The organism is Kitasatospora sp. NPDC093679 (genome assembly GCF_040683455.1).
GTDB classification, from domain to species: domain Bacteria; phylum Actinomycetota; class Actinomycetes; order Streptomycetales; family Streptomycetaceae; genus Kitasatospora; species Kitasatospora arboriphila.
Genome location: NZ_JBFBDW010000007.1, coordinates 173,414 through 196,501, shown reverse-complemented (window position 1 = coordinate 196,501; position 23,088 = coordinate 173,414). Strand labels below are relative to the sequence as shown.

20 protein-coding genes are annotated in these 23,088 nt (G+C 71.4%); 2 read left to right on the top strand and 18 right to left on the bottom strand.

What is annotated here, in order from left to right; genetic code table 11:
• The first annotated feature begins 52 nt into the window (after window positions 1–52).
• On the top strand, window positions 53–709 hold the full coding sequence (locus AB0O09_RS09130; RefSeq protein WP_363540883.1) for a DUF5701 family protein: 657 nt from the start codon (window positions 53–55) through the stop codon (window positions 707–709).
• A gap of 61 nt (window positions 710–770) precedes the next feature.
• Here AB0O09_RS09130 and AB0O09_RS09125 read toward each other — a convergent pair whose 3' ends face one another.
• The 18 genes from AB0O09_RS09125 to AB0O09_RS09040 form a co-directional block, all read right to left on the bottom strand.
• Complete coding sequence (locus tag AB0O09_RS09125; protein ID WP_363540882.1) at window positions 771–1,814, bottom strand: 2-oxoacid:ferredoxin oxidoreductase subunit beta; 1,044 nt, start codon at window positions 1,812–1,814, stop codon at window positions 771–773.
• The gene (locus AB0O09_RS09120) at window positions 1,811–3,781 is read right to left on the bottom strand and encodes a 2-oxoacid:acceptor oxidoreductase subunit alpha (RefSeq protein WP_363540881.1); all 1,971 of its coding nucleotides are present in this window, start codon (window positions 3,779–3,781) and stop codon (window positions 1,811–1,813) included. Before AB0O09_RS09120 ends, AB0O09_RS09125 begins: the two co-directional genes overlap by 4 nt.
• 174 nt (window positions 3,782–3,955) lie before the next feature.
• The gene (locus AB0O09_RS09115) at window positions 3,956–4,615 is read right to left on the bottom strand and encodes a response regulator transcription factor (protein WP_363540903.1); all 660 of its coding nucleotides are present in this window, start codon (window positions 4,613–4,615) and stop codon (window positions 3,956–3,958) included.
• A 64-nt stretch (window positions 4,616–4,679) separates the two neighbouring features.
• Window positions 4,680–5,693, bottom strand: a complete 1,014-nt coding sequence (locus AB0O09_RS09110; protein WP_363540880.1) for a polyprenyl synthetase family protein — start codon at window positions 5,691–5,693, stop codon at window positions 4,680–4,682.
• Between the two features lie 269 nt (window positions 5,694–5,962).
• A complete protein-coding gene (nuoN, locus tag AB0O09_RS09105; RefSeq protein ID WP_363540879.1) occupies window positions 5,963–7,600 on the bottom strand; it encodes an NADH-quinone oxidoreductase subunit NuoN in 1,638 nt (545 codons plus the stop codon).
• Complete coding sequence (locus AB0O09_RS09100; protein ID WP_363540878.1) at window positions 7,597–9,213, bottom strand: NADH-quinone oxidoreductase subunit M; 1,617 nt, start codon at window positions 9,211–9,213, stop codon at window positions 7,597–7,599. Before AB0O09_RS09100 ends, nuoN begins: the two co-directional genes overlap by 4 nt.
• Window positions 9,214–9,259: 46 nt before the next feature.
• A complete protein-coding gene (gene nuoL / locus AB0O09_RS09095; RefSeq protein ID WP_363540877.1) occupies window positions 9,260–11,158 on the bottom strand; it encodes an NADH-quinone oxidoreductase subunit L in 1,899 nt (632 codons plus the stop codon).
• Window positions 11,159–11,172: 14 nt separating this feature from the next.
• Window positions 11,173–11,472 carry an NADH-quinone oxidoreductase subunit NuoK gene (gene nuoK, locus AB0O09_RS09090; RefSeq protein WP_030268988.1) on the bottom strand — a complete coding sequence of 100 codons (300 nt, stop codon included), beginning with the start codon at window positions 11,470–11,472 and terminating at the stop codon, window positions 11,173–11,175.
• Window positions 11,469–12,323: an NADH-quinone oxidoreductase subunit J gene (locus AB0O09_RS09085; RefSeq protein WP_363540876.1), complete on the bottom strand. Its 855-nt coding sequence runs from the start codon at window positions 12,321–12,323 to the stop codon at window positions 11,469–11,471. Before AB0O09_RS09085 ends, nuoK begins: the two co-directional genes overlap by 4 nt.
• A complete protein-coding gene (gene nuoI, locus AB0O09_RS09080) occupies window positions 12,320–12,922 on the bottom strand; it encodes an NADH-quinone oxidoreductase subunit NuoI (RefSeq protein WP_363540874.1) in 603 nt (200 codons plus the stop codon). Before nuoI ends, AB0O09_RS09085 begins: the two co-directional genes overlap by 4 nt.
• Before the next feature lie 6 nt (window positions 12,923–12,928).
• Window positions 12,929–14,275, bottom strand: coding sequence for an NADH-quinone oxidoreductase subunit NuoH (nuoH, locus tag AB0O09_RS09075; protein WP_363540873.1), 1,347 nt, complete (start codon window positions 14,273–14,275; stop codon window positions 12,929–12,931).
• Window positions 14,275–16,737 carry an NADH-quinone oxidoreductase subunit G gene (locus tag AB0O09_RS09070; protein WP_363540872.1) on the bottom strand — a complete coding sequence of 821 codons (2,463 nt, stop codon included), beginning with the start codon at window positions 16,735–16,737 and terminating at the stop codon, window positions 14,275–14,277. The genes nuoH and AB0O09_RS09070 overlap by 1 nt, the downstream gene beginning before the upstream one ends.
• Window positions 16,734–18,092 (bottom strand): NADH-quinone oxidoreductase subunit NuoF, encoded by a 1,359-nt coding sequence (gene nuoF / locus AB0O09_RS09065; protein ID WP_344626407.1) that lies wholly within the window; start codon window positions 18,090–18,092, stop codon window positions 16,734–16,736. Before nuoF ends, AB0O09_RS09070 begins: the two co-directional genes overlap by 4 nt.
• The gene (gene nuoE, locus AB0O09_RS09060) at window positions 18,092–18,832 is read right to left on the bottom strand and encodes an NADH-quinone oxidoreductase subunit NuoE (RefSeq protein ID WP_363540871.1); all 741 of its coding nucleotides are present in this window, start codon (window positions 18,830–18,832) and stop codon (window positions 18,092–18,094) included. The genes nuoF and nuoE overlap by 1 nt, the downstream gene beginning before the upstream one ends.
• Window positions 18,829–20,160 (bottom strand): NADH-quinone oxidoreductase subunit D, encoded by a 1,332-nt coding sequence (locus tag AB0O09_RS09055; RefSeq protein ID WP_363540870.1) that lies wholly within the window; start codon window positions 20,158–20,160, stop codon window positions 18,829–18,831. The genes nuoE and AB0O09_RS09055 overlap by 4 nt, the downstream gene beginning before the upstream one ends.
• Window positions 20,160–20,864, bottom strand: coding sequence for an NADH-quinone oxidoreductase subunit C (locus AB0O09_RS09050; protein WP_363540869.1), 705 nt, complete (start codon window positions 20,862–20,864; stop codon window positions 20,160–20,162). The genes AB0O09_RS09055 and AB0O09_RS09050 overlap by 1 nt, the downstream gene beginning before the upstream one ends.
• On the bottom strand, window positions 20,861–21,415 hold the full coding sequence (locus AB0O09_RS09045) for an NADH-quinone oxidoreductase subunit B (protein ID WP_263104039.1): 555 nt from the start codon (window positions 21,413–21,415) through the stop codon (window positions 20,861–20,863). The genes AB0O09_RS09050 and AB0O09_RS09045 overlap by 4 nt, the downstream gene beginning before the upstream one ends.
• A 60-nt stretch (window positions 21,416–21,475) precedes the next feature.
• Entirely contained in the window at window positions 21,476–21,835 is a 360-nt protein-coding gene (locus AB0O09_RS09040; RefSeq protein ID WP_014137597.1) for an NADH-quinone oxidoreductase subunit A, read from the bottom strand.
• Window positions 21,836–22,327: 492 nt separating this feature from the next.
• Here AB0O09_RS09040 and AB0O09_RS09035 point away from each other — a divergent pair, with 492 nt between their 5' ends.
• Entirely contained in the window at window positions 22,328–23,056 is a 729-nt protein-coding gene (locus AB0O09_RS09035; protein ID WP_363540868.1) for a DUF2278 family protein, read from the top strand.
• Window positions 23,057–23,088 lie beyond the last annotated feature (32 nt).

The following is a 23,088-nucleotide window of genomic DNA, read 5'->3' as shown; positions in this document are numbered from 1 at the left end:
CGCTTTTCTCCGTACTATGTATAGTGTACGCCGTACGGAGAATGGGAGGCGCATGACTGCGTTCGACGGAGAGTTCGACGGAGAGTTCGACGGCAGGGTCGACGGAGAGTTCGACCGACAGGTGCGGCGGCTGACCGCCCTGGGCTACCCGGCCCTGGCCGGACTGCCGGAGGAGGGCTTCACCGCCCTGCTGGAGCCGCTGCGCGCGGCCGCCGGCCCCGGCGCACCGCCGGAGGGCGGCCGGGTGCCGTTCGTCCTGGTGGTGACCGGGGAGGTGGTGCCGATCGAGGAGGTGGTACCGCTGACCACGCTCGCCGGCCGCACGCGCCCGGGGGTCGTGGACCGGCACTACCCCGAGGGCGACCTCGCCCGCTTCACCCCGACCGTGGCGCTGCCGAACGGCCGGGCCTACCTGCTGCTGGACGTCGACCGCGGCGAGGAGTTCTGCGGCGCCGTTCCGCGGGAGGCGATGGCCGTGGTCGCCGACCGCGGCCGCACCCCGCTGACGATCGAGGAGGGCCTCGCCCTGGTCGTCCAGTATCCGGAGCTGCTCGCCACCAACAAGTGCTTCTCGCTCGGCGCCTCGCGCTGCGGCGACCGCCGGGTGCCCGCGCTGTGGATCAGCAAGGGCGCCCCCAAGCTCGGCTGGTGCTGGGAGGGCAACCCGCACAGCTGGCTCGGCATGGCCTCCGCGGGCGGCCGGGCCTGAGGCCGGACGGGCGCACCGCGGGCCCCGGGGGTGCACCCCCGGGGCCCGCGCCGACGTGCGGTCAGACCACCGTCCAGGTGTCGTTGCCGGTGAGCAGGGCGCCCAGGTCGCCGGGGCCGCGGTCGGCGGCGGCCCGCTCCAGCTGTTCGGCCATCAGGTCGTCGTAGACCGGCCGCTCGACGGAGCGCAGCACCCCGATCGGGGTGTGGTGCAGGGTGTCGGCGTCGGCGAGCCGGGTGAGGGCGAAGGCGGTGGCGGGGCCGGGGGTGTGCGCGTCGTGGACGAGCACCTCGGCCTCGTTCTGGGGGGTGACGGTGCGGACGGCGAGTTCGCCGCCGGGGCCGCGGAAGACGCCCTGGTCGGTGCCGAAGCGGATCGGCCGGCCGTGTTCGAGGCGGATCAGCGCCTCGTCGCGGGTGCCGGGCTCCTTGAGGACCTCGAAGGCGCCGTCGTTGAAGATGTTGCAGTTCTGGTAGATCTCCACGAGGGCGGTGCCCTGGTGCTCGGCGGCGGCGCGCAGCACGGACTGCAGGTGCTGGCGGTCGGAGTCGATGGTGCGGGCGACGAAGGTGGCCTCGGCGCCGATCGCCAGCGAGAGCGGGTTGAACGGCGCGTCCAGGGAGCCCATCGGCGTGGACTTGGTGATCTTCCCGACCTCGCTGGTGGGCGAGTACTGGCCCTTGGTGAGGCCGTAGATCCGGTTGTTGAACAGCAGGATCTTCAGGTTGACGTTGCGCCGCAGGGCGTGGATCAGGTGGTTGCCGCCGATGGAGAGCGCGTCGCCGTCGCCGGTGACCACCCAGACGCTGAGGTCGCGCCGGGAGGTGGCGAGGCCGGTGGCGATCGCCGGCGCTCTGCCGTGGATGGAGTGCATCCCGTAGGTGTTCATGTAGTACGGGAAGCGCGAGGAGCAGCCGATGCCGGAGACGAAGACGGTGTTCTCGCGGCGGACGCCGAGTTCGGGCATGAAGGACTGGACGGCGGCGAGGATCGCGTAGTCGCCGCAGCCGGGGCACCAGCGGACTTCCTGGTCGGTCTTGAAGTCCTTGGCGCTCTGCGGGCCGTCGGCCTTGGGCACCAGGGAGAGCGATCGGAATTCGGTCATCGCTGGTCCTCCGCGTCGAGGGTGCCGATCGCCGCGTGCAGCACATCGGCCAACTGGGCGGCCTTGAAAGGAAGTCCGCGGACCTGGTTGTAGGACTGGGCGTCCACGAGGTACTTGGCGCGCAGCAGCAGCGCGAGCTGGCCGAGGTTCATCTCGGGGACGATGACCTTGTCGTAGCCGCGCAGCACCTGGCCCAGGTTGGCCGGGAAGGGGTTGAGGTGGCGCAGGTGGGCCTGGGCGATGCGGCCGCCGTCGGCGCGGACCCGGCGCACGGCGGCGGTGATCGGCCCGTAGGTGGAGCCCCAGCCGAGGACCAGGACCCGGGCGTCGCCGTGCGGGTCGTCGACGTCCAGCGGCGGGACCTCGATGCCGTCGATCTTGGCCTGCCGGGTGCGGACCATGAAGTCGTGGTTGGCCGGGTCGTAGGAGATGTTGCCGGTGCCGTCCTGCTTCTCGATGCCGCCGATCCGGTGCTCCAGGCCGGGGGTGCCGGGCACCGCCCAGGGGCGGGCCAGGGTGCGCGGGTCGCGCTTGTAGGGCCAGAAGGCGCGGCTGCCGTCGGGCAGTTCGTGGTTCGGCTCGGTGGCGAAGTCGACGGCGAGGTCGGGCAGTTCGTCGACGGCGGGGATGCGCCAGGGTTCGGAGCCGTTGGCGAGGTAGCCGTCGGAGAGCAGGAAGACCGGGGTGCGGTAGGTCAGCGCGATCCGGGCCGCCTCCAGGGCGGCGGTGAAGCACTCGGCGGGGGTGGCGGGGGCGACGACGGGCACGGGTGCCTCGCCGTTGCGGCCGAACATCGCCTGCAGCAGGTCGGCCTGCTCGGTCTTGGTGGGCAGGCCGGTGGACGGGCCGCCGCGCTGGATGTCCACGACCAGCAGCGGCAGTTCGAGGGAGACGGCCAGGCCGATGGTCTCCGACTTGAGGGCGACGCCGGGGCCGGAGGTGGTGGTGACGCCGAGCGCGCCGCCGAAGGCCGCGCCGAGGGCGGCGCCGATGCCGGCGATCTCGTCCTCGGCCTGGAAGGTCCGCACGCCGAAGTTCTTGTGCTTGGACAGCTCGTGCAGGATGTCCGAGGCCGGGGTGATCGGGTAGGACCCGAGGAACAGCGGCAGGCCGGAGCGTGTCGAGGCGGCGATCAGGCCGTAGGAGAGCGCCAGGTTGCCGGAGATGTTGCGGTAGGTGCCCGAGGGCAGTGCGGCCGGGGCGATCTCGTAGGAGACCGCGAAGTCCTCGGTGGTCTCGCCGAAGTTCCAGCCGGCGCGGAAGGCCAGGATGTTGGCCTCGGCGATGTCCGGTTTCTTGGCGAACTTCTGCCGCAGGAAGGTCTCGGTGCCCTTGGTCGGGCGGTGGTACATCCAGGAGAGCAGGCCGAGCGCGAACATGTTCTTGGCGCGTTCGGCGTCCTTGCGGGCCAGGCCGCTCTCCTTGAGCGCCTCCAGCGTCAGGGTGGTCAGCGGCACCTTGTGCAGCCGGAAGGCGTCCAGCGAGCCGTCGGCGAGCGGGTCGGCGGCGTAGCCGACCTTCGCCAGGGCGCGCTTGGTGAACTCGTCGGTGTTGACGATGATCTCGGCGCCGTGCGGCACGTCGGGCAGGTTGGCCTTGAGCGCGGCCGGGTTCATCGCCACCAGCACGTTGGGGGCGTCGCCGGGGGTCAGGATGTCGTGGTCGGCGAAGTGCAGTTGGAAGCTGGAGACGCCCGGCAGGGTGCCGGCGGGTGCCCGGATCTCGGCCGGGAAGTTCGGCAGGGTGGAGAGGTCGTTGCCGAAGGACGCCGTCTCCGAGGTGAAGCGGTCACCGGTGAGCTGCATGCCGTCGCCGGAGTCCCCGGCGAACCGGATGATCACCCGGTCGAGCCGCTGGGTGGGCTTGACGGGACGCCCCTGCCTGGCCGAGGGAGGCGCCGAGCCGGCCCGGCCCTCGCCCCCGTCCGAGCCGTCCACTGCCTCTGACTGATCGACCTGACTGGTCACTGCCGCGGACCTCCTCGTGGGCGCCAGCCGCGGGCGTGAGCCGTGTGCCCCGTCCGCCTGGTGCACCACTCGCATCCTAAGGCGGACCGGGATCACCGGACCGGAACTCGGGCACGTGGAGTCGCTCGATGCGCCATCTTCGATCGACGGGCAACCGGGAGCGGACGGGTGCGGTCAGGAGTTCAGGTAGGTGAGCACCGCGAGCACCCGGCGGTGGTCCTCGGGGCTCTGGCCGAGGCCGAGCTTGAGGAAGATGTTGCTGACGTGCTTCTCCACGGCGCCGTCGGAGACCACCAGCTTCCGGGCGATCGCCGCGTTGGTGCGGCCCTCGGCCATCAGCCCGAGCACCTCGCGCTCGCGCGGCGTGAGGCCCTCCAGGACGTCCCCGCGGCGGCTGCGGATGAGCAGCTGCTGGACGACCTCCGGGTCGAGCGCGGTGCCGCCGCCGGCCACCCGGACGACCGCGTCCACGAACTCACGGACCTCCGCGACCCGGTCCTTCAGCAGGTAGCCCACACCGCGGGTGGAACCGGCCAGCAGCTCGCCGGCGTACTGCTCCTCGACGTACTGGGACAGCACCAGCACACCCAGCCCCGGGTACAGCCCGCGCAGGGTGACGCAGGCGCGCACGCCCTCGTCGGTATGGGTGGGGGGCATCCGCACGTCGGCCACGACCACGTCCGGCAGGGCCTCGGCCTGCGCGAGGTCGTGGACGGTCTTCAGCAGCGCCTCGCCGTCGCCGACGCCGGCGACCACCTCCAGCCCCCGGTCGGTGAGCAGCCTGGTGAGGCCCTCCCGCAGCAGGACGGAATCCTCGGCGATCACGACGCGCAGCATTGGTGACGAGCCCCCTTCGACACGGTGGGCCGCCCCCGTGACCGGCCCTCCCACCCGAAACTCACATGGTACGGATCGCGACCGCGTCGCAGAGCCCCTGCAGGGCGGCCTTGGCCGGGCACTCCGGCAGCGGGTCGAGCAGCGCGCGGGCCTCCTCGGCGTACCGCAGGGTCTCCCGGCGGGCGCGCTCCAGGGCGGGGTGGCGGCGCAGCAGGCGCAGCGCCTCGCCGTGCAGCTCGTCGTCCTCGGCAAGGTCGCGGTCCAGGAGCTCGCGCAGCCGCAGGTCGGCGGGGTCGTCCTCGTCCACCGGGGTCTGCTTCAGCAGCAGCACCGGCAGGGTGGGGACGCCCTCGCGCAGGTCGGTGCCCGGGGTCTTGCCGGACTCGTGGCTGTCGCTGGCGATGTCGAGCACGTCGTCGGCGAGCTGGAAGGCGGTGCCCATGCGCTCGCCGTACTGGGTGAGGATGTCGACCATCCACGGCTCGGCGCCGGACATCAGGGCGCCGAAGCGGCAGGAGACGGCGACCAGCGAGCCGGTCTTGCCGGCGATGACGTCCAGGTAGTGCTGCAGCGGGTCGTCGGCCGGACGGGGGCCGGCGGTCTCCAGGATCTGGCCGGTGACGAGGCGCTCGAAGGCGTCGGCCTGGATCCGGACGGCCTCCGGGCCGAGGTCGGCGAGGACCTGGGAGGCCCGGGAGAAGAGGAAGTCGCCGGTGAGGATGGCGACCGAGTTGTCCCAGCGGGAGTTGGCGCTGGGGGCGCCGCGGCGGACGGGGGCCTCGTCCATGACGTCGTCGTGGTACAGCGTGGCGAGGTGGGTGAGCTCGACGACGACCGCGGCCGGCACCACGCCGGGCGCGTACGGGTCGCCGAACTGGGCGGCGAGCATGACCAGCAGCGGGCGGAAGCGCTTGCCGCCGGCCTCGATGAGGTGGCTGGCGGTGACGGTGATGAACGGAACCTCGCTCTTCACCGCCTCGGCGAGCGCGGTCTCGACCGCGTCCATCCCGGTCTGGACGTCACGGGTCAGATCGCGGTCCTGCACGCTCAGCCCGAAGGGCCCCACGACGGTCACGAAGACCACTCCTGTCCCTGGTCGTTCCCAGCGGCCTGGTCCCCCTGGTCGCCGCCTCTGCGCGTACTGCTGCACGCACTAGGCAGCGTATCCGGTCACGAGTGGATCACAGCACGGGCATGTCCCCAAGCAGCGCGTCGGGGTGCTGGGAAGGGCCGTCCGGAAGTCCGTCCGGGCGCCCGGACGAACGCGGGCGGGCACGGACGCGCCCGGCCCCCGCCGAGCGGCGGGGGCCGGGCGTCGGTTGCCGGGCGGAGGGGCCGGGCGGCCTAGCGGACGAAGAGCGAGGCCTTCGACGCCAGGTCGAGGAAGTACTGCGGCAGCAGGCCGAGGCCGAGGGTGACCAGCACGCCGACGCCGATGGCGGTGGCGGTGAGCGGGCTGGGCACGGCCACCGAGGGGCCCTGCGGCTGCGGGTCGGAGAAGAACATCAGCACGATGACGCGGATGTAGAAGAACGCCGCGACGGCCGAGCTGAGCACGCCGACGATCACCAGCGGGGTGGCGCCGCCGGCCGCCGCGGCCTGGAAGACCGCGAACTTGCCGGTGAAGCCGCTGGTCAGCGGGATGCCGGCGAAGGCCAGCAGGAACAGTGCGAAGACCGCCGCGACCAGCGGGGAGCGCCGGCCGAGGCCGGCCCAGCTGGACAGGTGGGTGGCCTCGCCCTTGGAGTCCCGCACCAGGGTGACCACGGCGAAGGCGCCGAGCGTCACGAAGGAGTAGGCCAGCAGGTAGAAGAGGACGGCGCTCAGGCCCTGCCGGTTGGTGGCGATCACGCCGGTGAGGATGAAGCCGGCGTGGGCGATCGAGGAGTAGGCGAGCAGCCGCTTCACGTCCTGCTGGGTGACCGCCAGGATCGCGCCCGCCACCATGGTGAGGATCGCGACGCCCCACATGACCGGCCGCCAGTCCCACTTCAGGCCGGGGAAGGCCACGTAGAAGAGGCGCAGGAACGCACCGAAGGCGGCGGTCTTGGTGGCCGCGGCCATGAAGCCGGTGACCGGGGTCGGGGCGCCCTGGTAGACGTCCGGGGTCCAGGCGTGGAACGGCACGGCGCCGACCTTGAACAGCAGGCCGACGGCCAGCATGGCCAGGCCGATCAGCAGCAGCGCGTCGTTCTGGGTGGTGACGGTGAGCGCCGGGGTGACCGGGGCGACCCCGGAGACCACGTCGGCGATGTCGCCGAGCTGGACGCTGCCCGCGTAGCCGTACAGCAGGGCGGTGCCGAAGAGGAAGAACGCCGAGGCGAAGGCACCGAGCAGGAAGTACTTGAGCGCCGCCTCCTGGGAGAGCAGCCGGCGCCGCCGGGCGAGACCGCACAGCAGGTAGAGCGGGAGGGAGAGCACCTCCAGCGCCACGAACATGGTCAGCAGGTCGTTGGCGGCGGGGAAGAGCAGCATGCCGCCGACGGCGAAGAGGGTGAGCGGGAAGACCTCGGTGGTGGTGAAGCCGGCCCGGGTGGCCTCGCGCTCCTGGTCGCCGCCGGGGACGGCGCCGCCCTGGGCGGTGAAGGAGTCGACGCCGTGCCCATTGAGGCGCGGCTCCAGCCGGCGCTCGGCGTAGGTGAGGACGGCCATCACCGCGGTCAGCAGGATGACGCCCTGCAGGAAGAGCGCCGGGCCGTCGATCGCGACGGAGCCCATCGCGAGCAGGCCGGCCTGCGTGGTCGCGTGGCCCTGGGCGGCCAGCACGACCACCGCGGCGAAGGCGCCGACGAGGCCGAGCAGCGAGACGCCGATCTGGACGCCGTAGCGGGCCCGGCGGGGCACGAAGGCCTCGGCGAGGATGCCCACGACCGCGGCGGCGAAGACGATCAGCATCGGGGAGAGCTGGCCGTACTCGATGTGCGGGGCGGGGATGCTCGCGCTGTTGCCGCCCGCGGCGGCGAGCCACAGGGTGGGGCTCATTCGTGCTCACCTCCGGTGGTGGCGGCGACCGGGTGGGCCGGTGCCGGGTCGGTCTGGTGGACCTGGGAGAGCGTGGCGTCCACGGCCGGGTTCACCATGTCGGTGAGCGGCTTGGGGTACACGCCGAGCAGCAGGGTGAGCGCCACCAGCGGTGCCACGACGGCGAGTTCGCGGACCTTGAGGTCCGGCATGCCCTCCATCCGGGGCTTCACCGGGCCGGTCATGGTGCGCTGGTACAGCAGCAGGGCGTACAGCGCGGCCAGCACGATGCCGAAGGTGGCGGCGATGCCGATGGCCGGGTACCGGCTGAACGTGCCGACCAGCACCAGGAACTCGCTGACGAACGGCGCCATGCCGGGCAGCGACAGGGTGGCGAGTCCGCCGATCAGGAAGGTGCCGGCGAGCACCGGGGCGACCTTCTGCACGCCGCCGTAGTCGGCGATCAGGCGCGAGCCGCGGCGGGAGATCAGGAAGCCGGCGACGAGCATCCACGCGGCGGTGGAGATGCCGTGGTTGACCATGTAGAGGGTGGCTCCGGTCTGGCCCTGGCTGGTCAGCGCGAAGATGCCCATGATGATGAAGCCGAAGTGCGAGATGGAGGCGTAGGCCACCAGCCGCTTGATGTCCTTCTGGCCGACGGCCACCAGGGCGCCGTAGACGATGCCGATCAGCGAGAGCACGAGGATCGCCGGGGCGAAGGTCTTGGAGGCGTCGGGGAAGAGGCCGAGGCAGTACCGCAGCATCGCGAAGGTGCCGACCTTGTCGACGACCGCGGTGATCAGGACGGCCGTTCCGGCGGTGGACTCGCCCATCGCGTTCGGCAGCCAGGTGTGCAGCGGCCAGAGCGGCGCCTTCACCGCGAAGGCGAAGAAGAAGCCGAGGAAGAGCGCCTTCTCCGCGGTCGGGTCGATGGCCAGCTTGCCGTCGGCGATCGCGCCCGTGAGCGTCGGCAGGTCGAAGGTGGCGAGGTCCTGGTCGGCGGCGACGACGTACAGCCCGATCACCGCGGCCAGCATGACCAGGCCGCCGAGCAGGTTGTACAGCAGGAACTTCACCGCGGCGTAGGAGCGCTGCTTCCCGGCGTCGGGCCCGCCGGCCCGGTCGCCGAAGCCGCCGATCAGGAAGTACATCGGGATCAGCATGGCTTCGAAGAAGACGTAGAAGACGAAGACGTCGGTGGCCAGGAAGGACACCAGCACCATCGCCTCGACCGCCAGGATCAGGGCGAAGAAGCCCTGGGTGCGGCGCTTGGCCTCGAAGCTGCCCTCGGGGGCGGGGGCCGGGTCGGGGTCGTGCCAGGAGGCGAGCATCACCAGCGGCACCAGGACGGCGGTGAGCAGGACGAGGACGGCGCCGATGCCGTCCACGCCGAGCGAGAAGGAGATGCCGAAGGAGCGGATCCAGCTGTGGGACTCGGTCAGCTGGTAGCGGGGGCCGCCCGGTTCGAACCGGGCGGCGACGACGGCGGTCAGCGCGAGGGTGGCCGCCGAGACGGCCAGGGCCACGGCCTTGGTGGTGCGCCGGCGGGCCTCGCTGTTGCCCGCCGGCAGCGCGGCGGTGACCACCGCGCCCGCGGCGGGCACGGCACAGGTCGCGGTCAGCAGGTAGCTCATGGCCGGCCTCCCCGCAGAGCCTCAGCAGTCATGGTGTGACCTTCCATCAGACCGACCTCATGAGCAGGGTGGTGGCGACCAGCACGAGCGTGCCGCCGAACATGGAGAGCGCGTACGTGCGGACGTAGCCCGTCTGCACCCGCCGCAGCCGGCTGGAGACGCCGCCGATGGTGGCGGCGAGGCCGTTGACGAAGCCGTCCAGGCCGCGGCTGTCGAACCAGACCAGGGTCGCGGCGAGCGCCGAGCCGGGACGGACCAGGACGGCGTGGTTGAAGTCGTCCTGGAGCAGGTCGCGGCGGGCGGCCCGGGTGAGCGCGGAGCCCACCGGCGGGGTGACCGGGATCCGGCTGCGGCCGTACATCGCGTAGGCCAGGCCGACGCCGGCCAGCATGCAGACGGTGGTGAGCACGGTGACGGCGGCCGCCGGGATCGGCGGGTGGCCCTCCTCGAAACCGGTGACCGGCTCCAGCCACTTCAGGAAGGCGTCGCCGTAGGTGAACAGCGCACCGGCGAAGACCGAGCCGACCGCGAGGACCACCATCGGCAGCGTCATGACCTTGGGCGACTCGTGCGGGTGCGGCTCCTCGCCGGTCTCCGGGTCGGCCTGCCAGCGCTTCTCGCCGAAGAAGGTCATCATCATCACCCGGGTCATGTAGAACGCGGTGACGGCCGCGCCGACCAGGGCGCACAGGCCGAGGATCCAGCCCTCCGTGCCGCCCTTGGAGAACGCCGCCTCGATGATCTTGTCCTTGGAGAAGAAGCCGGACAGGCCGGGGAAGCCGATGATCGCCAGGTAGCCGAGGCCGAAGGTGGCGAAGGTGATCGGCATGTACTTCCGCAGGCCCCCGTAGTGGCGCATGTTCACCTCGTCGTTCATGCCGTGCATGACCGATCCGGCGCCGAGGAAGAGCCCGGCCTTGAAGAAGCCGTGGGTGACCAGGTGCATGATCGCGAAGACGTAGCCGACCGGGCCGAGGCCCGCCGCCAGCACCATGTAGCCGATCTGCGACATCGTCGAGCCGGCCAGCGCCTTCTTGATGTCGTCCTTGGCGCAACCGACGATCGCACCGAAGAGCAGGGTGACCGCGCCGACGACCGTCACCACGAGCTGGGCGTCGGGCGCCAGGTTGAAGATGTCCGCCGAGCGCACGATCAGGTAGACGCCGGCGGTCACCATGGTCGCCGCGTGGATCAGTGCGGAGACCGGGGTCGGGCCCTCCATGGCGTCGCCGAGCCAGGACTGCAGCGGCACCTGGGCGGACTTGCCGCACGCGGCGAGCAGCAGCATCAGCGCGATCGCGGTGAGCTTGCCCTCGCTCGCGCCGTCGGCGGCCCCGAAGACCGGGCCGAAGGCGAAGGAGCCGAACTCGACGAACATCAGCATGATCGCGATCGACAGCCCGAGGTCGCCGACGCGGTTGACGATGAAGGCCTTCTTGGCGGCCGTCGCCGCGCTCGGCTTGTGCTGCCAGAAGCCGATCAGCAGGTACGAGGCGAGGCCCACGCCCTCCCAGCCGACGTACAGCAGCAGGTAGTTGTCGGCCAGCACCAGCAGCAGCATGGCGGCCAGGAACAGGTTGAGGTAGCCGAAGAACCGGCGGCGGCGCTCGTCGTGCGCCATGTAGCCCGTCGAGTACACGTGGATCAGCGTGCCGACGCCGGTGATCAGCAGGACGAAGGTCATGGACAACTGGTCGAGCTGGAAGGCGACGTCGGCCTGGAAGCCGTTCACCGGGATCCAGCTGTAGAGGAATTCGCGGACGGGGCGCTGGTCGGTGGGCCGGCCGAGCATCTCGGCGAAGAGGACCAGGCCGATCACGAAGGACGCGGCCGCCGCGAGGGTGCCGAGCCAGTGGCCGAACCGGTCGAGCGCGCGCCCGCCGAGCAGCAGCAGGGCGGCGCCGGCCAGCGGGACCGCGACCAGCAGCGGAATGAGTGAGTTCACCGTGGGCCCTCCGCCTACAGCTTCATCAGGTTGCTGTCGTCGACCGAGGCGGTGTGCCTGGTCCGGAAGATGCTCACGATGATGGCGAGGCCGACCACGACCTCCGCCGCCGCGACCACCATGGTGAAGAAGGCGATGATCTGGCCGTCCAGGTTGCCGTGCATCCGGGAGAAGGTGACCAGCGCCAGGTTCGAGGCGTTGAGCATCAGCTCGACGCACATGAACAGCACGATCGCGTTCCGCCGGATCAGCACACCGGACGCGCCGATGGTGAACAACAGGGCGGAGAGGTAGAGGTAGTTGACCGGGTTCACGCCTCGTCCTCCTTCTTCTCCTTCGTCGGCACCGTCTCCAGCGCGGCGCGCTGCTCGGGCGTCGCCGGGCGGGCGGAGGACGGGCGGCCCAGCCAGTCGGCGGTGGACTCCTCCAGCTCCGCCATCCGCTGCAGCATCTCCTGGCTGACGTCGCGGATCTGGCCGCGCTCGCGCAGGGTGCCCATCACCGAGTCCTCGGCGACGGTGCCGTCCGGCAGCAGGCCGGGGACGTCGACCGCGTTGTGCCGGGCGTAGACGCCGGGCGCGGGCATCGGCGGCACCTGCAGGTTGTCCTTGACCCGCTGGGCGGCCAGCTCGCGCTGGGTCTTCGGCTTCTGCACGTACTCGCGGTGGGTCAGCACCATCGCGCCGATCGCCGCGGTGATCAGCAGGGCGCCGGTGACCTCGAAGGCCCACACGTACTTGGTGAAGATCAGCCGGGCCAGGCCCTGCACGTTGCCCTCGGCGTTGGCCCCGGAGAGGCCGGTGAAGCTGTGCAGCTTCGCGTTGGCGAGGCCGGCGATCAGCAGCACGCCGAAGCCGAGCCCGCAGAGCACCGCGGCGAACCGCTGGCCCTTGAGCTGCTCCTTCAGCGAGTCCGCGCTGGTGACGCCGACCAGCATGACCACGAACAGGAAGAGCATCATGATCGCGCCGGTGTAGACGACGATCTGCACCACGCCCAGGAACACCGCGCCCTGGGCCATGTAGCAGACCGCCAGCGCCAGCATCGTCGCCGCCAGGCAGAGCGCGCTGTGCACCGCCTTCTTCATCAGCAGCATGCCGAGCGCACCGCCGACGGCGATCACCGCGAGGACCCAGAACTGGACGGCCTCTCCGGTGGAGGTCATGGCTGCACCTCCTTCTCGTGCTGGTGCCGCTCCTGCTGCACGGTGCCGGGCGCGGCCTGGGTGATCTCGCCCCGGTAGTAGGCCTGTTCGTCGGCCCCGGGGTAGATGGCGTGCGGACTGTCGACCATGCCCTCGGTGAGGCCGACGAGCAGCTGCTCCTTGGTGAAGATCAGGTCGGCCCGGGTGGAGTCGGCGAGCTCGTACTCGTTGGTCATGGTGAGCGCGCGGGTCGGGCAGGCCTCGATGCACAGCCCGCAGAGGATGCAGCGGGCGTAGTTGATCTGGTAGACCGCGCCGTACCGCTCGCCGGGCGAGTAGCGCTCGTCGTCCCGGTTGTCGGCGCCCTCGACGTAGATGGCGTCGGCCGGGCAGGCCCAGGCGCACAGCTCGCAGCCGACGCACTTCTCCAGGCCGTCGGGGTGCCGGTTCAGCTGGTGGCGGCCGTGGAAGCGCGGGGCGGTGGGCTTCTTCTGCTCCGGGTACTGCTCGGTGAGCCGCTTCTTGAACATGGCCTTGAAGGTCACGCCGAAGCCGGCGGCCGGGCCGAGGATCGACGGCCTGGCTGTCGCGTCGTGCCCTGAGGTGTCGTCGGATGACACGTCGGCTCAGCTCCCTTCGGTGTGGTCGGCCCCGTTGAGGGCGTCCTGGAGTTGCGGGGCGCGGCTGCGCCGACGCGGGACGGGCGGCAGTTCCTGGCCGGGCAGCGGAGGCACCGGGTAGCCGCCGGCCATCGGGTCGAACGCGGCGGGCGGGGCGGGCTCGGCCGCCGCGGGCTTCTTCCGCATCAGGTCCCAGACCAGGGCCAGCAGCAGGACTGCGGCGATCGGGGCTCCGACGTACAGCACCACGTTGGCGAAGTCGTAGCCCTCGTTGCGCAGCGCCCGGACGCTGGCCACCATCACCAGCCAGACCAGCGAGACCGGGATGAGGACCTTCCAGCCCAGCTTCATGAACTGGTCGTAGCGCAGGCGGGGCAGCGTGCCGCGGAGCCAGATGAAGAAGAAGAGCAGCAGCTGGATCTTGACGATGATCCAGAGCATCGGCCACCAGCCGTGGTTGGCCCCCTCCCAGAAGGTCGAGATCGGCCACGGGGCGCGCCAGCCGCCGAGGAAGAGCGTCGAGGCGACGGCCGAGACGGTCACCATGTTGACGTACTCGGCGAGCATGAACATCGCGAACTTCAGCGAGGAGTACTCGGTGTTGAAGCCGCCGACCAGCTCGCCCTCGGCCTCCGGGAGGTCGAACGGCGCCCGGTTGGTCTCGCCGACCATCGCGACGATGTAGACGATGAACGACACCGGCAGCAGCACCGCGAACCAGGTCGGCTGCTGGGACGCGACGATCTCCGAGGTCGACATCGAGCCCGAGTAGATGAAGACCGCGGCGAAGGACAGGCCCATCGCGATCTCGTAGCTGATCATCTGGGCGGAGGAGCGGATGCCGCCGAGCAGCGGGTAGGTCGAGCCGGAGGACCAGCCGGCCAGCACGATGCCGTAGATGCCGACGGAGGCGGTCGCCAGGATGTAGAGCAGGGCGATCGGCAGGTCGGTGAGCTGCAGCGGGGTGCGGGTGCCGAAGATCGACACCTGGTCGTCGGCCGGCCCGAAGGGGATCACCGCGAAGGCCATGAACGCCGGGATCGCGCTGACGATCGGGGCGAGGATGTAGACCGCCTTGTCCGCCCCGGTGACGACCAGGTCCTCCTTGAGGGCCAGCTTCACGCCGTCGGCGAGCGACTGGAGCATGCCCCAGGGGCCGTGCCGGTTGGGGCCGATCCGCAGCTGCATCCAGGCGACGACCTTGCGCTCCCACACGATCGCGATCAGCACGGTGCCGACCAGGAACGCGAAGACGAAGACCGCCTTGAGCAGCACCAGCCACCAGGGGTCGCGGCCGAAGAAGACGAGCGTGTCGTAGGCGGCGAGCATCTGGGGCTCGGCGAGGGTTCGCATCACGCCTCCTGTGCCGGTGCGATGGTGACCAGGTGGCCGACGGTGGTGCCCAGGGCGCGGTGCGCGCCGCCGGGGGTGGAGTTGAGGGGCAGCCAGACGGTGCGGTCGGGCATGTCCTCGGTGACCTCCAGCGGCAGGACGACCGAGCCGGCCGGTCCGGTGACCCGCAGCGCGGCTGCGGCGCCGATCTCGGCGGCGGTGGCCGCGGAGAGCCGGGCGACGGCCGGGTGCCGGGTGCCGGCGAGGTGCTCGTCGCCCTCCTGGAGGGTGCCGTTGTCGAGCAGCAACCGGTGGCCCGCCAGCACGGCCTGGCCGGTGGCCGGGCGGGGCAGCGGCGCCGGGTGCGCGGAGGGGGCGGCCGGGCGGTCGCCCGTCCACGGGGTGAAGCCGTCGAGCTCGCGGCGGGCCGCGGTGACGTCCGGCAGGCCGAGCGGCCGGCCGAGCGCGTCGGCCAGCATGTGCAGCACCCGCACGTCCGGGTGCAGGTGGCGCTGCATCAGCTGGTCGGCCTTGAGCGCGGGCTCGAACAGCCGGACCCGGCCCTCCCAGTCGAGGAAGGTGCCGGCCTTCTCGGCGACCGCGGCGACCGGCAGCACCACGTCGGCGTGCGCGGTGACGGCGGAGGGCCGCAGCTCCAGCGAGACCACGAACGCGGCCCGGGCGAGCGCCTCCTCGGCGAGCGCCGGGTCGGCGAGGTCCTCGACGCCGACGCCGCCGACCAGCAGCGCGTCCAGGTCGCCGGCCGCGGTGGCGGCGAGGATCTGGTCGGTGTCGCGGCCGAGCCGGGACGGCAGGTCGGGCACGCCCCACGCGGCGGCGGCCTCGGCGCGGGCGGCGAGCACGGTGACCGGGCGGCCGCCGGGCAGCAGGCCGGGCAGCGCGCCGGCCTCGACGGCGCCGCGCTCACCGGCCCGGCGCGGCACCCAGGCGAGCGAGGCTCCGGTGGCGTGCGCGAGCCGCAGGGCGGCGGTGAGGCCGCCGACGGTGGTGGCGAGCCGCTCGCCGACGAGGATCACCGAGCCGGGCGAGCGCAGCGCGTCGGCGGCCCGGCCGGCGTCGTCGGCGAGCACCTCGTCGCCGCCGAGGGCGGCCAGCCACTCGGCCTCGGTGCCGGGGGCGGCGGGCAGCAGCGCGCCGCGCAGCTTGCCGAGGCCGCGGGTGGCGTGCGAGGCGATCGCGTAGACGCGCTGGCCCTTGTCGCGGACGGCCTTGCGCAGCCGCAGGAAGACGATCGGCGACTCCTCCTCGGGCTCCAGGCCCGCGAGCAGGACGGCCGGGGCGTCCTCCAGCTGCCGGTAGGTGGGGCCGGTGCCGTCCAGGTCGGTGCCGCGGCCGGCGACGGCGGCGGCCAGGAAGTCCGCCTCCTCGCTGCTGTGCGGGCGGGCCCGGAAGTCCACGTCGTTGGTGCCGAGCACCAGGCGGGCGAACTTGGCGTAGGCGTAGGCGTCCTCGACGGTGACCCGGCCGCCGGCGAGCACGCCGGTGCGGGCGCCGCGCAGGCCCTCGGCGGCCCGGGCGAGCGCCTCGGGCCAGGAGGCGGGGGCGAGTTCGCCGTCCTCGCCGCGGACCAGCGGGGTGGCGATCCGGTCGCGCTGCTGGGCGTAGCGGAAGGCGAAGCGGCCCTTGTCGCAGCTCCACTCCTCGTTGACCTGCGGCTCCTCGCCGGCGAGGCGGCGCATGACCTTGCCGCGGCGGTGGTCGGTGCGCAGCGAGCAGCCGGAGGAGCAGTGTTCGCAGACGCTCGGTGAGGAGACCAGGTCGAACGGGCGGGAGCGGAAGCGGTAGGCGGCGGAGGTGAGTGCGCCGACCGGGCAGATCTGGATGGTGTTGCCGGAGAAGTAGGAGCGGAAGTCGTCGCCCTCGCCGGTGCCGACCTGCTGGAGGGCGCCGCGTTCGACGAGGTCGATGAAGGGGTCTCCGGCGATCTGCTGGGAGAAGCGGGTGCAGCGGGCGCAGAGCACGCAGCGTTCGCGGTCGAGCAGGACCTGGGTGGAGATCGGGACGGGCTTGGGGTACGTCCGCTTGACGCCGTCGAACCGGGTGTCGGCGTCGCCGGTGGACATCGCCTGGTTCTGCAGCGGGCACTCGCCGCCCTTGTCGCAGACCGGGCAGTCCAGCGGGTGGTTGATGAGCAGCAGCTCCATCACGCCGCGCTGCGCCTTCTCGGCGACGGGCGAGCTGAGCTGGGTGCGGACGACCATGCCCTCGGCGACGGGGATGGTGCAGGAGGCGACCGGCTTGCGCTGGCCCTCGATCTCGACGATGCACTGGCGGCAGGCGCCGGCCGGGTCGAGCAGCGGGTGGTCGCAGAAGCGCGGGATCTGGGTGCCGATCTGCTCGGCGGCGCGGATGACCAGGGTGCCCTTGGGCACCTGGACCTCGACGCCGTCGATGGTGAGCGTGACGAGGTCGGTGGCCGTGGACGAACCCGCGGCGGAGTCGCCGGTCGTTGCAGTGGTCACGCGTGCACCTCCCTCTCGGTGGCGGACTCGTGGGCGTGGTGCCGGCCTGCCCAGACGGTGGAGGCGGCGGGGTCGAGCGGGCAGCGCCGCTCGGTGAGGTGCTGCTCGTACTCCTCGCGGAAGTACTGGAGCGAGGAGACGATCGGGCTGGCGGCGCCGTCGCCGAGGGCGCAGAAGGACTTGCCGTTGATGTTGTCGGCGATGTCGAGGAGCTTCTCCAGGTCGCCGCTCTCGCCCTGGCCGGCCTCGATCCGCTTGAGCAGCTGGACGAGCCAGTAGGTGCCCTCGCGGCAGGGGGTGCACTTGCCGCAGGACTCGTGGGCGTAGAACTCCGTCCAGCGGGTGACGGCGCGCACCACGCAGGTGGTCTCGTCGAAGACCTGGAGGGCCTTGGTGCCGAGCATGGAGCCGGCGGCGCCGACGCCCTCGTAGTCGAGCGGGACGTCGAGGTGCTGGTCGGTGAACATCGGGGTGGAGGAGCCGCCCGGGGTCCAGAACTTGAGGCGGTGGCCGGCCCGGATGCCGCCGCTGATCTCCAGCAGCTGGCGCAGCGTGATGCCGAGCGGTGCCTCGTACTGGCCGGGGTTGGTGACGTGCCCGGACAGCGAGTAGAGGGTGAAGCCGGGGGACTTCTCGGTGCCGAGGCCCTTGAACCACTCCTTGCCGCGGCTGAGGATCGGCGGCACGGAGGCGATCGACTCGACGTTGTTCACCACGGTCGGGCAGGCGTAGAGGCCGGCGATCGCGGGGAACGGCGGACGGAGCCGGGGCTGGCCGCGGCGGCCCTCCAGGGAGTCGAGGAGGGCGGTCTCCTCGCCGCAGATGTAGGCGCCGGCGCCGGCGTGCACGGTGATGTCGAGGTCGATGCCGGAGCCGAGGACGTCCTTGCCGAGGTAGCCGGCCTCGTAGGCCTCGGCGACGGCGGCCTGCAGCCGGCGCAGCACCGGGACGACCTCGCCGCGCAGGTAGACGAAGGCGTGGCTGCAGCGGATCGCGTAGGAGGCGATCACCATGCCCTCGATCAGCGAGTGCGGGTTGGCGAAGAGCAGCGGGATGTCCTTGCAGGTGCCCGGCTCGGACTCGTCCGCGTTGACGACGAGGTAGTGCGGCTTGCCGTCGTTCTGCGGGATGAACTGCCACTTCATGCCGGTGGGGAAGCCGGCGCCGCCGCGGCCGCGCAGTCCGGCGTCCTTGACGAGGGCGATGACGTCGTCGGGCGGCATGGCGAGGGCGTTGCGCAGGCCGGTGTAGCCGTCGTGGCGGAGGTAGGTCTCCAGCGTCCACGGGCGGTCGTCGTCCCAGCTGGCGGAGAGGACCGGCGTCAGGAGCTTCTCGGCCGGTTCGGCGGAGGTCATCACGCTTCGGTCCCTTCGTGGCGGGGGGCGACCACCTTGGTGCCCGGGGTGCCGGGCAGTGCCTCGCCCTTGGCGAGCTTGAGGCCCGCGAGGGAGGGGGTGCCGCCGGCGCCGGACTCGTCGACGGCGCCGGGGCGCTCGTCGGGGAAGCCGGCGAGGATGCGGGCGGTCTCCTTGAAGGAGCAGAGCTTGGCGCCGCGGGTGGGGTGGACCTCCCGGCCGGCGCGCAGGTCGTCGACGAGCTGCTTGGCGCTCTCGGGGGTCTGGTTGTCGAAGAACTCCCAGTTGACCATCACCACGGGGGCGTAGTCGCAGGCGGCGTTGCACTCGATGTGCTCGATGGAGATCTTGCCGTCGTCGGTGGTCTGGTTGTTCTCGATGCCGAGGTGCTGCTTGAGCTCGTCGAAGATCTGGTCGCCGCCGAGGACGGCGCACAGGGTGTTGGTGCAGACGCCGACGTGGTGCTCGCCGGCCGGCCGGCGGCGGTACATGGTGTAGAAGGTGGCGACCGCGGTGACCTCCGCGGTGGTGAGGTCGAGCTGTTCGGCGCAGAAGCGGATGCCCGTCGGGGTGACGCAGCCCTCCTCGGCCTGGACGAGGTGGAGCAGCGGCAGCAGCGCGGAGCGGGCGACCGGGTAGCGGCCGATCAGTTCGCGGGCGTCGGCGGCGAGCCGCTCGTGGACGTCCTGCGGGTACGGCTTGGCCGGCAGTGCCGGCAGTCCGAGTTCGACGTTGGTCACCGGTCCACGCCTCCCATCACCGGGTCGATCCCGGCCACCGCGACGATGACGTCGGCGACCTGGCCGCCCTCGCACATCGCCGCCATCGTCTGCAGGTTGGTGAACGAGGGGTCGCGGAAGTGGACCCGGTAGGGCCGGGTGCCTCCGTCGCTGACCACGTGCACCCCGAGTTCACCCTTGGCCGACTCGACGGCCGCGTAGGCCTGGCCGACGGGCACCCGGAAGCCCTCGGTGACCAGCTTGAAGTGGTGGATCAGGGCCTCCATCGAGGTGCCCATGATCTTCCGGATGTGGTCGAGGGAGTTGCCCATGCCGTCGGGGCCGACGGCGAGCTGGGCGGGCCAGGCGATCTTCTTGTCGCCGACCATGACCGGGCCGGGCTTCAGCCGGTCGAGGCACTGCTCGACGATCCGCAGGGACTGCTTCATCTCCTCCAGCCGGATCAGGAACCGGCCGTAGGAGTCCGCGGTGTCGGCGGTGGCGACCTCGAAGTCGTAGTCCTCGTAGCCGCAGTAGGGGTCGGTCTTGCGCAGGTCGTGCGGCAGGCCGGTGGCGCGCAGGATCGGGCCGGTGGCGCCGAGGGCGAGGCAGCCGGCCAGGTCGAGGTGGCCGACGTCGACCAGGCGGGCCTTGAACACCGGGTTGGTGGTGGCGAGTTTGTCGTACTCGTGCATCCGGGAGCGGAACAGCGCGACCGCTTCGCGGATCTTGTCGACGGCGCCGGGCGGGAGGTCCTGGGCGAGGCCGCCGGGGCGGATGTAGGCGTGGTTCATCCGCAGGCCGGTGACCAGCTCGAAGACGTCCAGGATGAGTTCGCGGTCGCGGAAGCCGTAGATCATCAGCGTGGTGGAGCCGATCTCCATGCCGCCGGTGGCGAGCGCCACGAGGTGCGAGGAGATGCGGTTGAGCTCCATCATGAGGACACGGACCACGTTGGCGCGGTCGGGGACGTCGTCGGTGATGCCGAGCAGCTTCTCGACGGCCAGGCAGTAGGCGGTCTCGTTGAACAGCGGCGTCAGGTAGTCCATGCGGGTCACGAAGGTGGTGCCCTGGACCCAGGTCCTGAACTCCATGTTCTTCTCGATGCCGGTGTGGAGGTAGCCGATGCCGCAGCGGGCCTCCGTCACCGTCTCGCCGTCGATCTCCAGGATCAGCCGCAGCACGCCGTGGGTGGAGGGGTGCTGGGGGCCCATGTTGACGATGATCCGCTCGTCGTCGGCGCGGGCGACGGCCTCGACGACCTCGCCCCAGTCGCCGCCGGTGACGGTGAAGACGCGCCCTTCGGTGGTCTCGCGGGCGCCGGCCTCTTCGTAGTGGTGAGTGGTCATCAGCTGTACGACCTCCGCTGGTCGGGCGCCGGGATCTGGGCGCCCTTGTACTCGACGGGGATGCCGCCGAGCGGGTAGTCCTTGCGCTGCGGGTGGCCCAGCCAGTCGTCCGGCATCATGATCCGGGTGAGGGCGGGGTGGCCGTCGAAGACCAGGCCGAAGAAGTCGTAGGTCTCGCGCTCGTGCCAGTCGTTGGTCGGGTAGACGCTGACGACGGACGGGATGTGCGGGTCGGTGTCCGGTGCGGTGACCTCCAGCCGGATCAGCCGGGTGTGGGTGATCGACCGCAGGTGGTAGACGGCGTGCAGCTCGCGGCCCTTGTCGGCCGGGTAGTGGACGCCGCTCACGCCGAGGCAGAGCTCGAAGCGGAGCGCCGGGTCGTCGCGCAGGGTGCGGGCAGCCTTCAGCAGGTGCTCGCGGGCGACGTGGAAGGTGAGTTCGCCGCGGTCGACGACGGTCTTCTCGACCACCTCGGCCACGTCGAGGCCCTGCTCCTCCAGGGCGCCCTCGAACTCGTCGGCGACCTCGTCGAACCAGCCGCCGTAGGGGCGGGTGCTCGCGGGCGGCAGCGCGACGGGGCGGGTGAGGCCGCCGAAGCCGGAGGTGTCGCCGGTGCCCTGGGCGCCGAACATGCCCTGGCGCTTGCCGATCACCTCGACGGGGATCTCCTTGCGGGTGGCGGGCACGCCGTTCTGCTCGGTCATCGCAGCAGCCCCCGCATCTCGCTGACCGGGGTGGCCTGCAGCGCGACCTGCTCGGCCTGCTCCTCGGCGCGGCGGCGGTTCACGCCGAGCTTCTCGTGCTGGATCTTCTCGTGCAGCTTGAGGATCGCGTCCATCAGCATCTCCGGGCGGGGCGGGCAGCCCGGCAGGTAGATGTCGACCGGGACGATGTGGTCCACGCCCTGGACGATCGCGTAGTTGTTGAACATGCCGCCGGAGGAGGCGCACACGCCCATCGAGATGACCCACTTCGGGTTGGCCATCTGGTCGTAGACCTGGCGCAGCACCGGGGCCATCTTCTGGCTGACCCGGCCGGCCACGATCATCAGGTCGGCCTGCCGCGGGGAGCCGCGGAACACCTCCATGCCGAACCGGGCCAGGTCGTAGCGGCCGGCGCCGGTCGTCATCATCTCGATCGCGCAGCAGGCCAGGCCGAAGGTGGCGGGGAAGAGCGACGCCTTCCGCACCCACCCTGCGGCGGCCTCCACGCTGGTGAGCAGGAAGCCGCTCGGCAGCTTCTCCTCGATACCCATCAGATCCCTCTCAATGCCCTCGAGTCCGGTGGCTTGTCCGCCCGTTCACAAAGTCAGCGGTCAGTCCCACTCCAGACCGCCACGGCGCCAGACGTAGGCGTACGCGACGAAGACGGTGGCGATGAACAGGAGCATCTCGACCAGCCCGAAGATCCCGAGGGCGTCGAAGCTGACCGCCCACGGGTAGAGGAAGACGATCTCGATGTCGAAGACGATGAAGAGCATCGCCGTCAGGTAGTACTTGATCGGGAACCGCCCGCCGCCCACCGGCTGCGGGGTCGGCTCGATACCGCACTCGTACGCCTCCAACTTGGCCCGGTTGTAGCGCTTCGGGCCGGTGAGCGAGGCCATCACGACGGAGCCGACCGCGAACGCCGCCGCGATGGCACCGAGTACGAGGATCGGCGCGTAGGCATTCATAGCCCCCGCTCCCTCCGTCCAGTCGTCCTTGACTGCAGATAGGAACTGCCGGGTCACGCTGGGGTGATCCGGTGATCCGAACCATGAGATCAACCCCATGTGAGGCAGTTCACAAAGCCTGGATCGAGCGCATCCTATGCCCGTCGGCTTGTGATCTGCGACACGCGGTTCTGAACGATCTTTGTGATCTGCGCCACCTCGCAAACGACCATCAACCGACCGAAGCCACGGCCCATCCACGCAATGGAGGCAAATGGTCACAAACAGTCGCATTCACTTCTGAAGCGACTGGTCAGAGGCTTGCGCCTATATCAATCATGCTGCCGCCGGAGCAAATTTCTGAGCACTCCGTCGGGCGTGATATAGGCACCTCACCCGCCCGGGTGCGGGGGCGGTGCGGTCGATTGACCTTTCTTTCACAAGCTCACGAATGCCCGTCGCGCACCCGTTCAGCGGCTGGCCGCCCGGCCCGGCGCCCGCCACCCTTGGTCCATGCCCCTCCCCCGGTACGGCGTGGCCGCCGGCACCTTCCACGACTTCACCCGCGACCCCTCGCACGACTTCGGCCACTGGTACCACGGCCACCTCACCCTGACGACGCCCGAAGGCCCGTACCACGCGGCCCTCGACGTGGACTCGCCGGACGACAACGGGGTCGCCTACCGGGTCGTGGACGGCCTCACCACCGCCGACGTCGCGGCCGTCCGCGCCCTGCCCGACGGCTTCCACCCGCTCGCCTCCACCCCGGCCTCCGGCGCCCTCGACTACGTGCGCAGCCCGCAGCTGCAGGACGCCGCCTGGCTCGCCGCCCCCGCCGCACTCGCCCGCAGGCTGCGGCGGCTCGTCGCCCGCCCCGCCCCCGGGGCCGCCGCCTTCGGCCCCGACCTCCTCGACCGGCTCGCCGGACCGCTGCCCGGGCGGACCTTCCCCTGGGTGCCCAGCGACGGCGACAACGCGCTCGACGTGCTGCAGCCGTACCTCCACGCGGCGAGCCGGATCTACGTCTTCGGCCAGCGCTTCGACGGCGGCGCGGGCGGGCCCGGCGTGCACGACGTCCACCTCAACCAGGGCGACCCGTACGGCAGTCAGTGGTGGCCCGACAACGGCACCTGGCAGGACGGCGCCGTGGTCTGCGAGCACCCCTCGGGCACGGTCGCGGTCTGGCAGATCAAGTTCGACACCCAGGTCCTCACCACCGACGACGCCGGGCACCCCCGCTGAGGCCCTGCCCGGGGCGGCCGGGCTCCCGTACG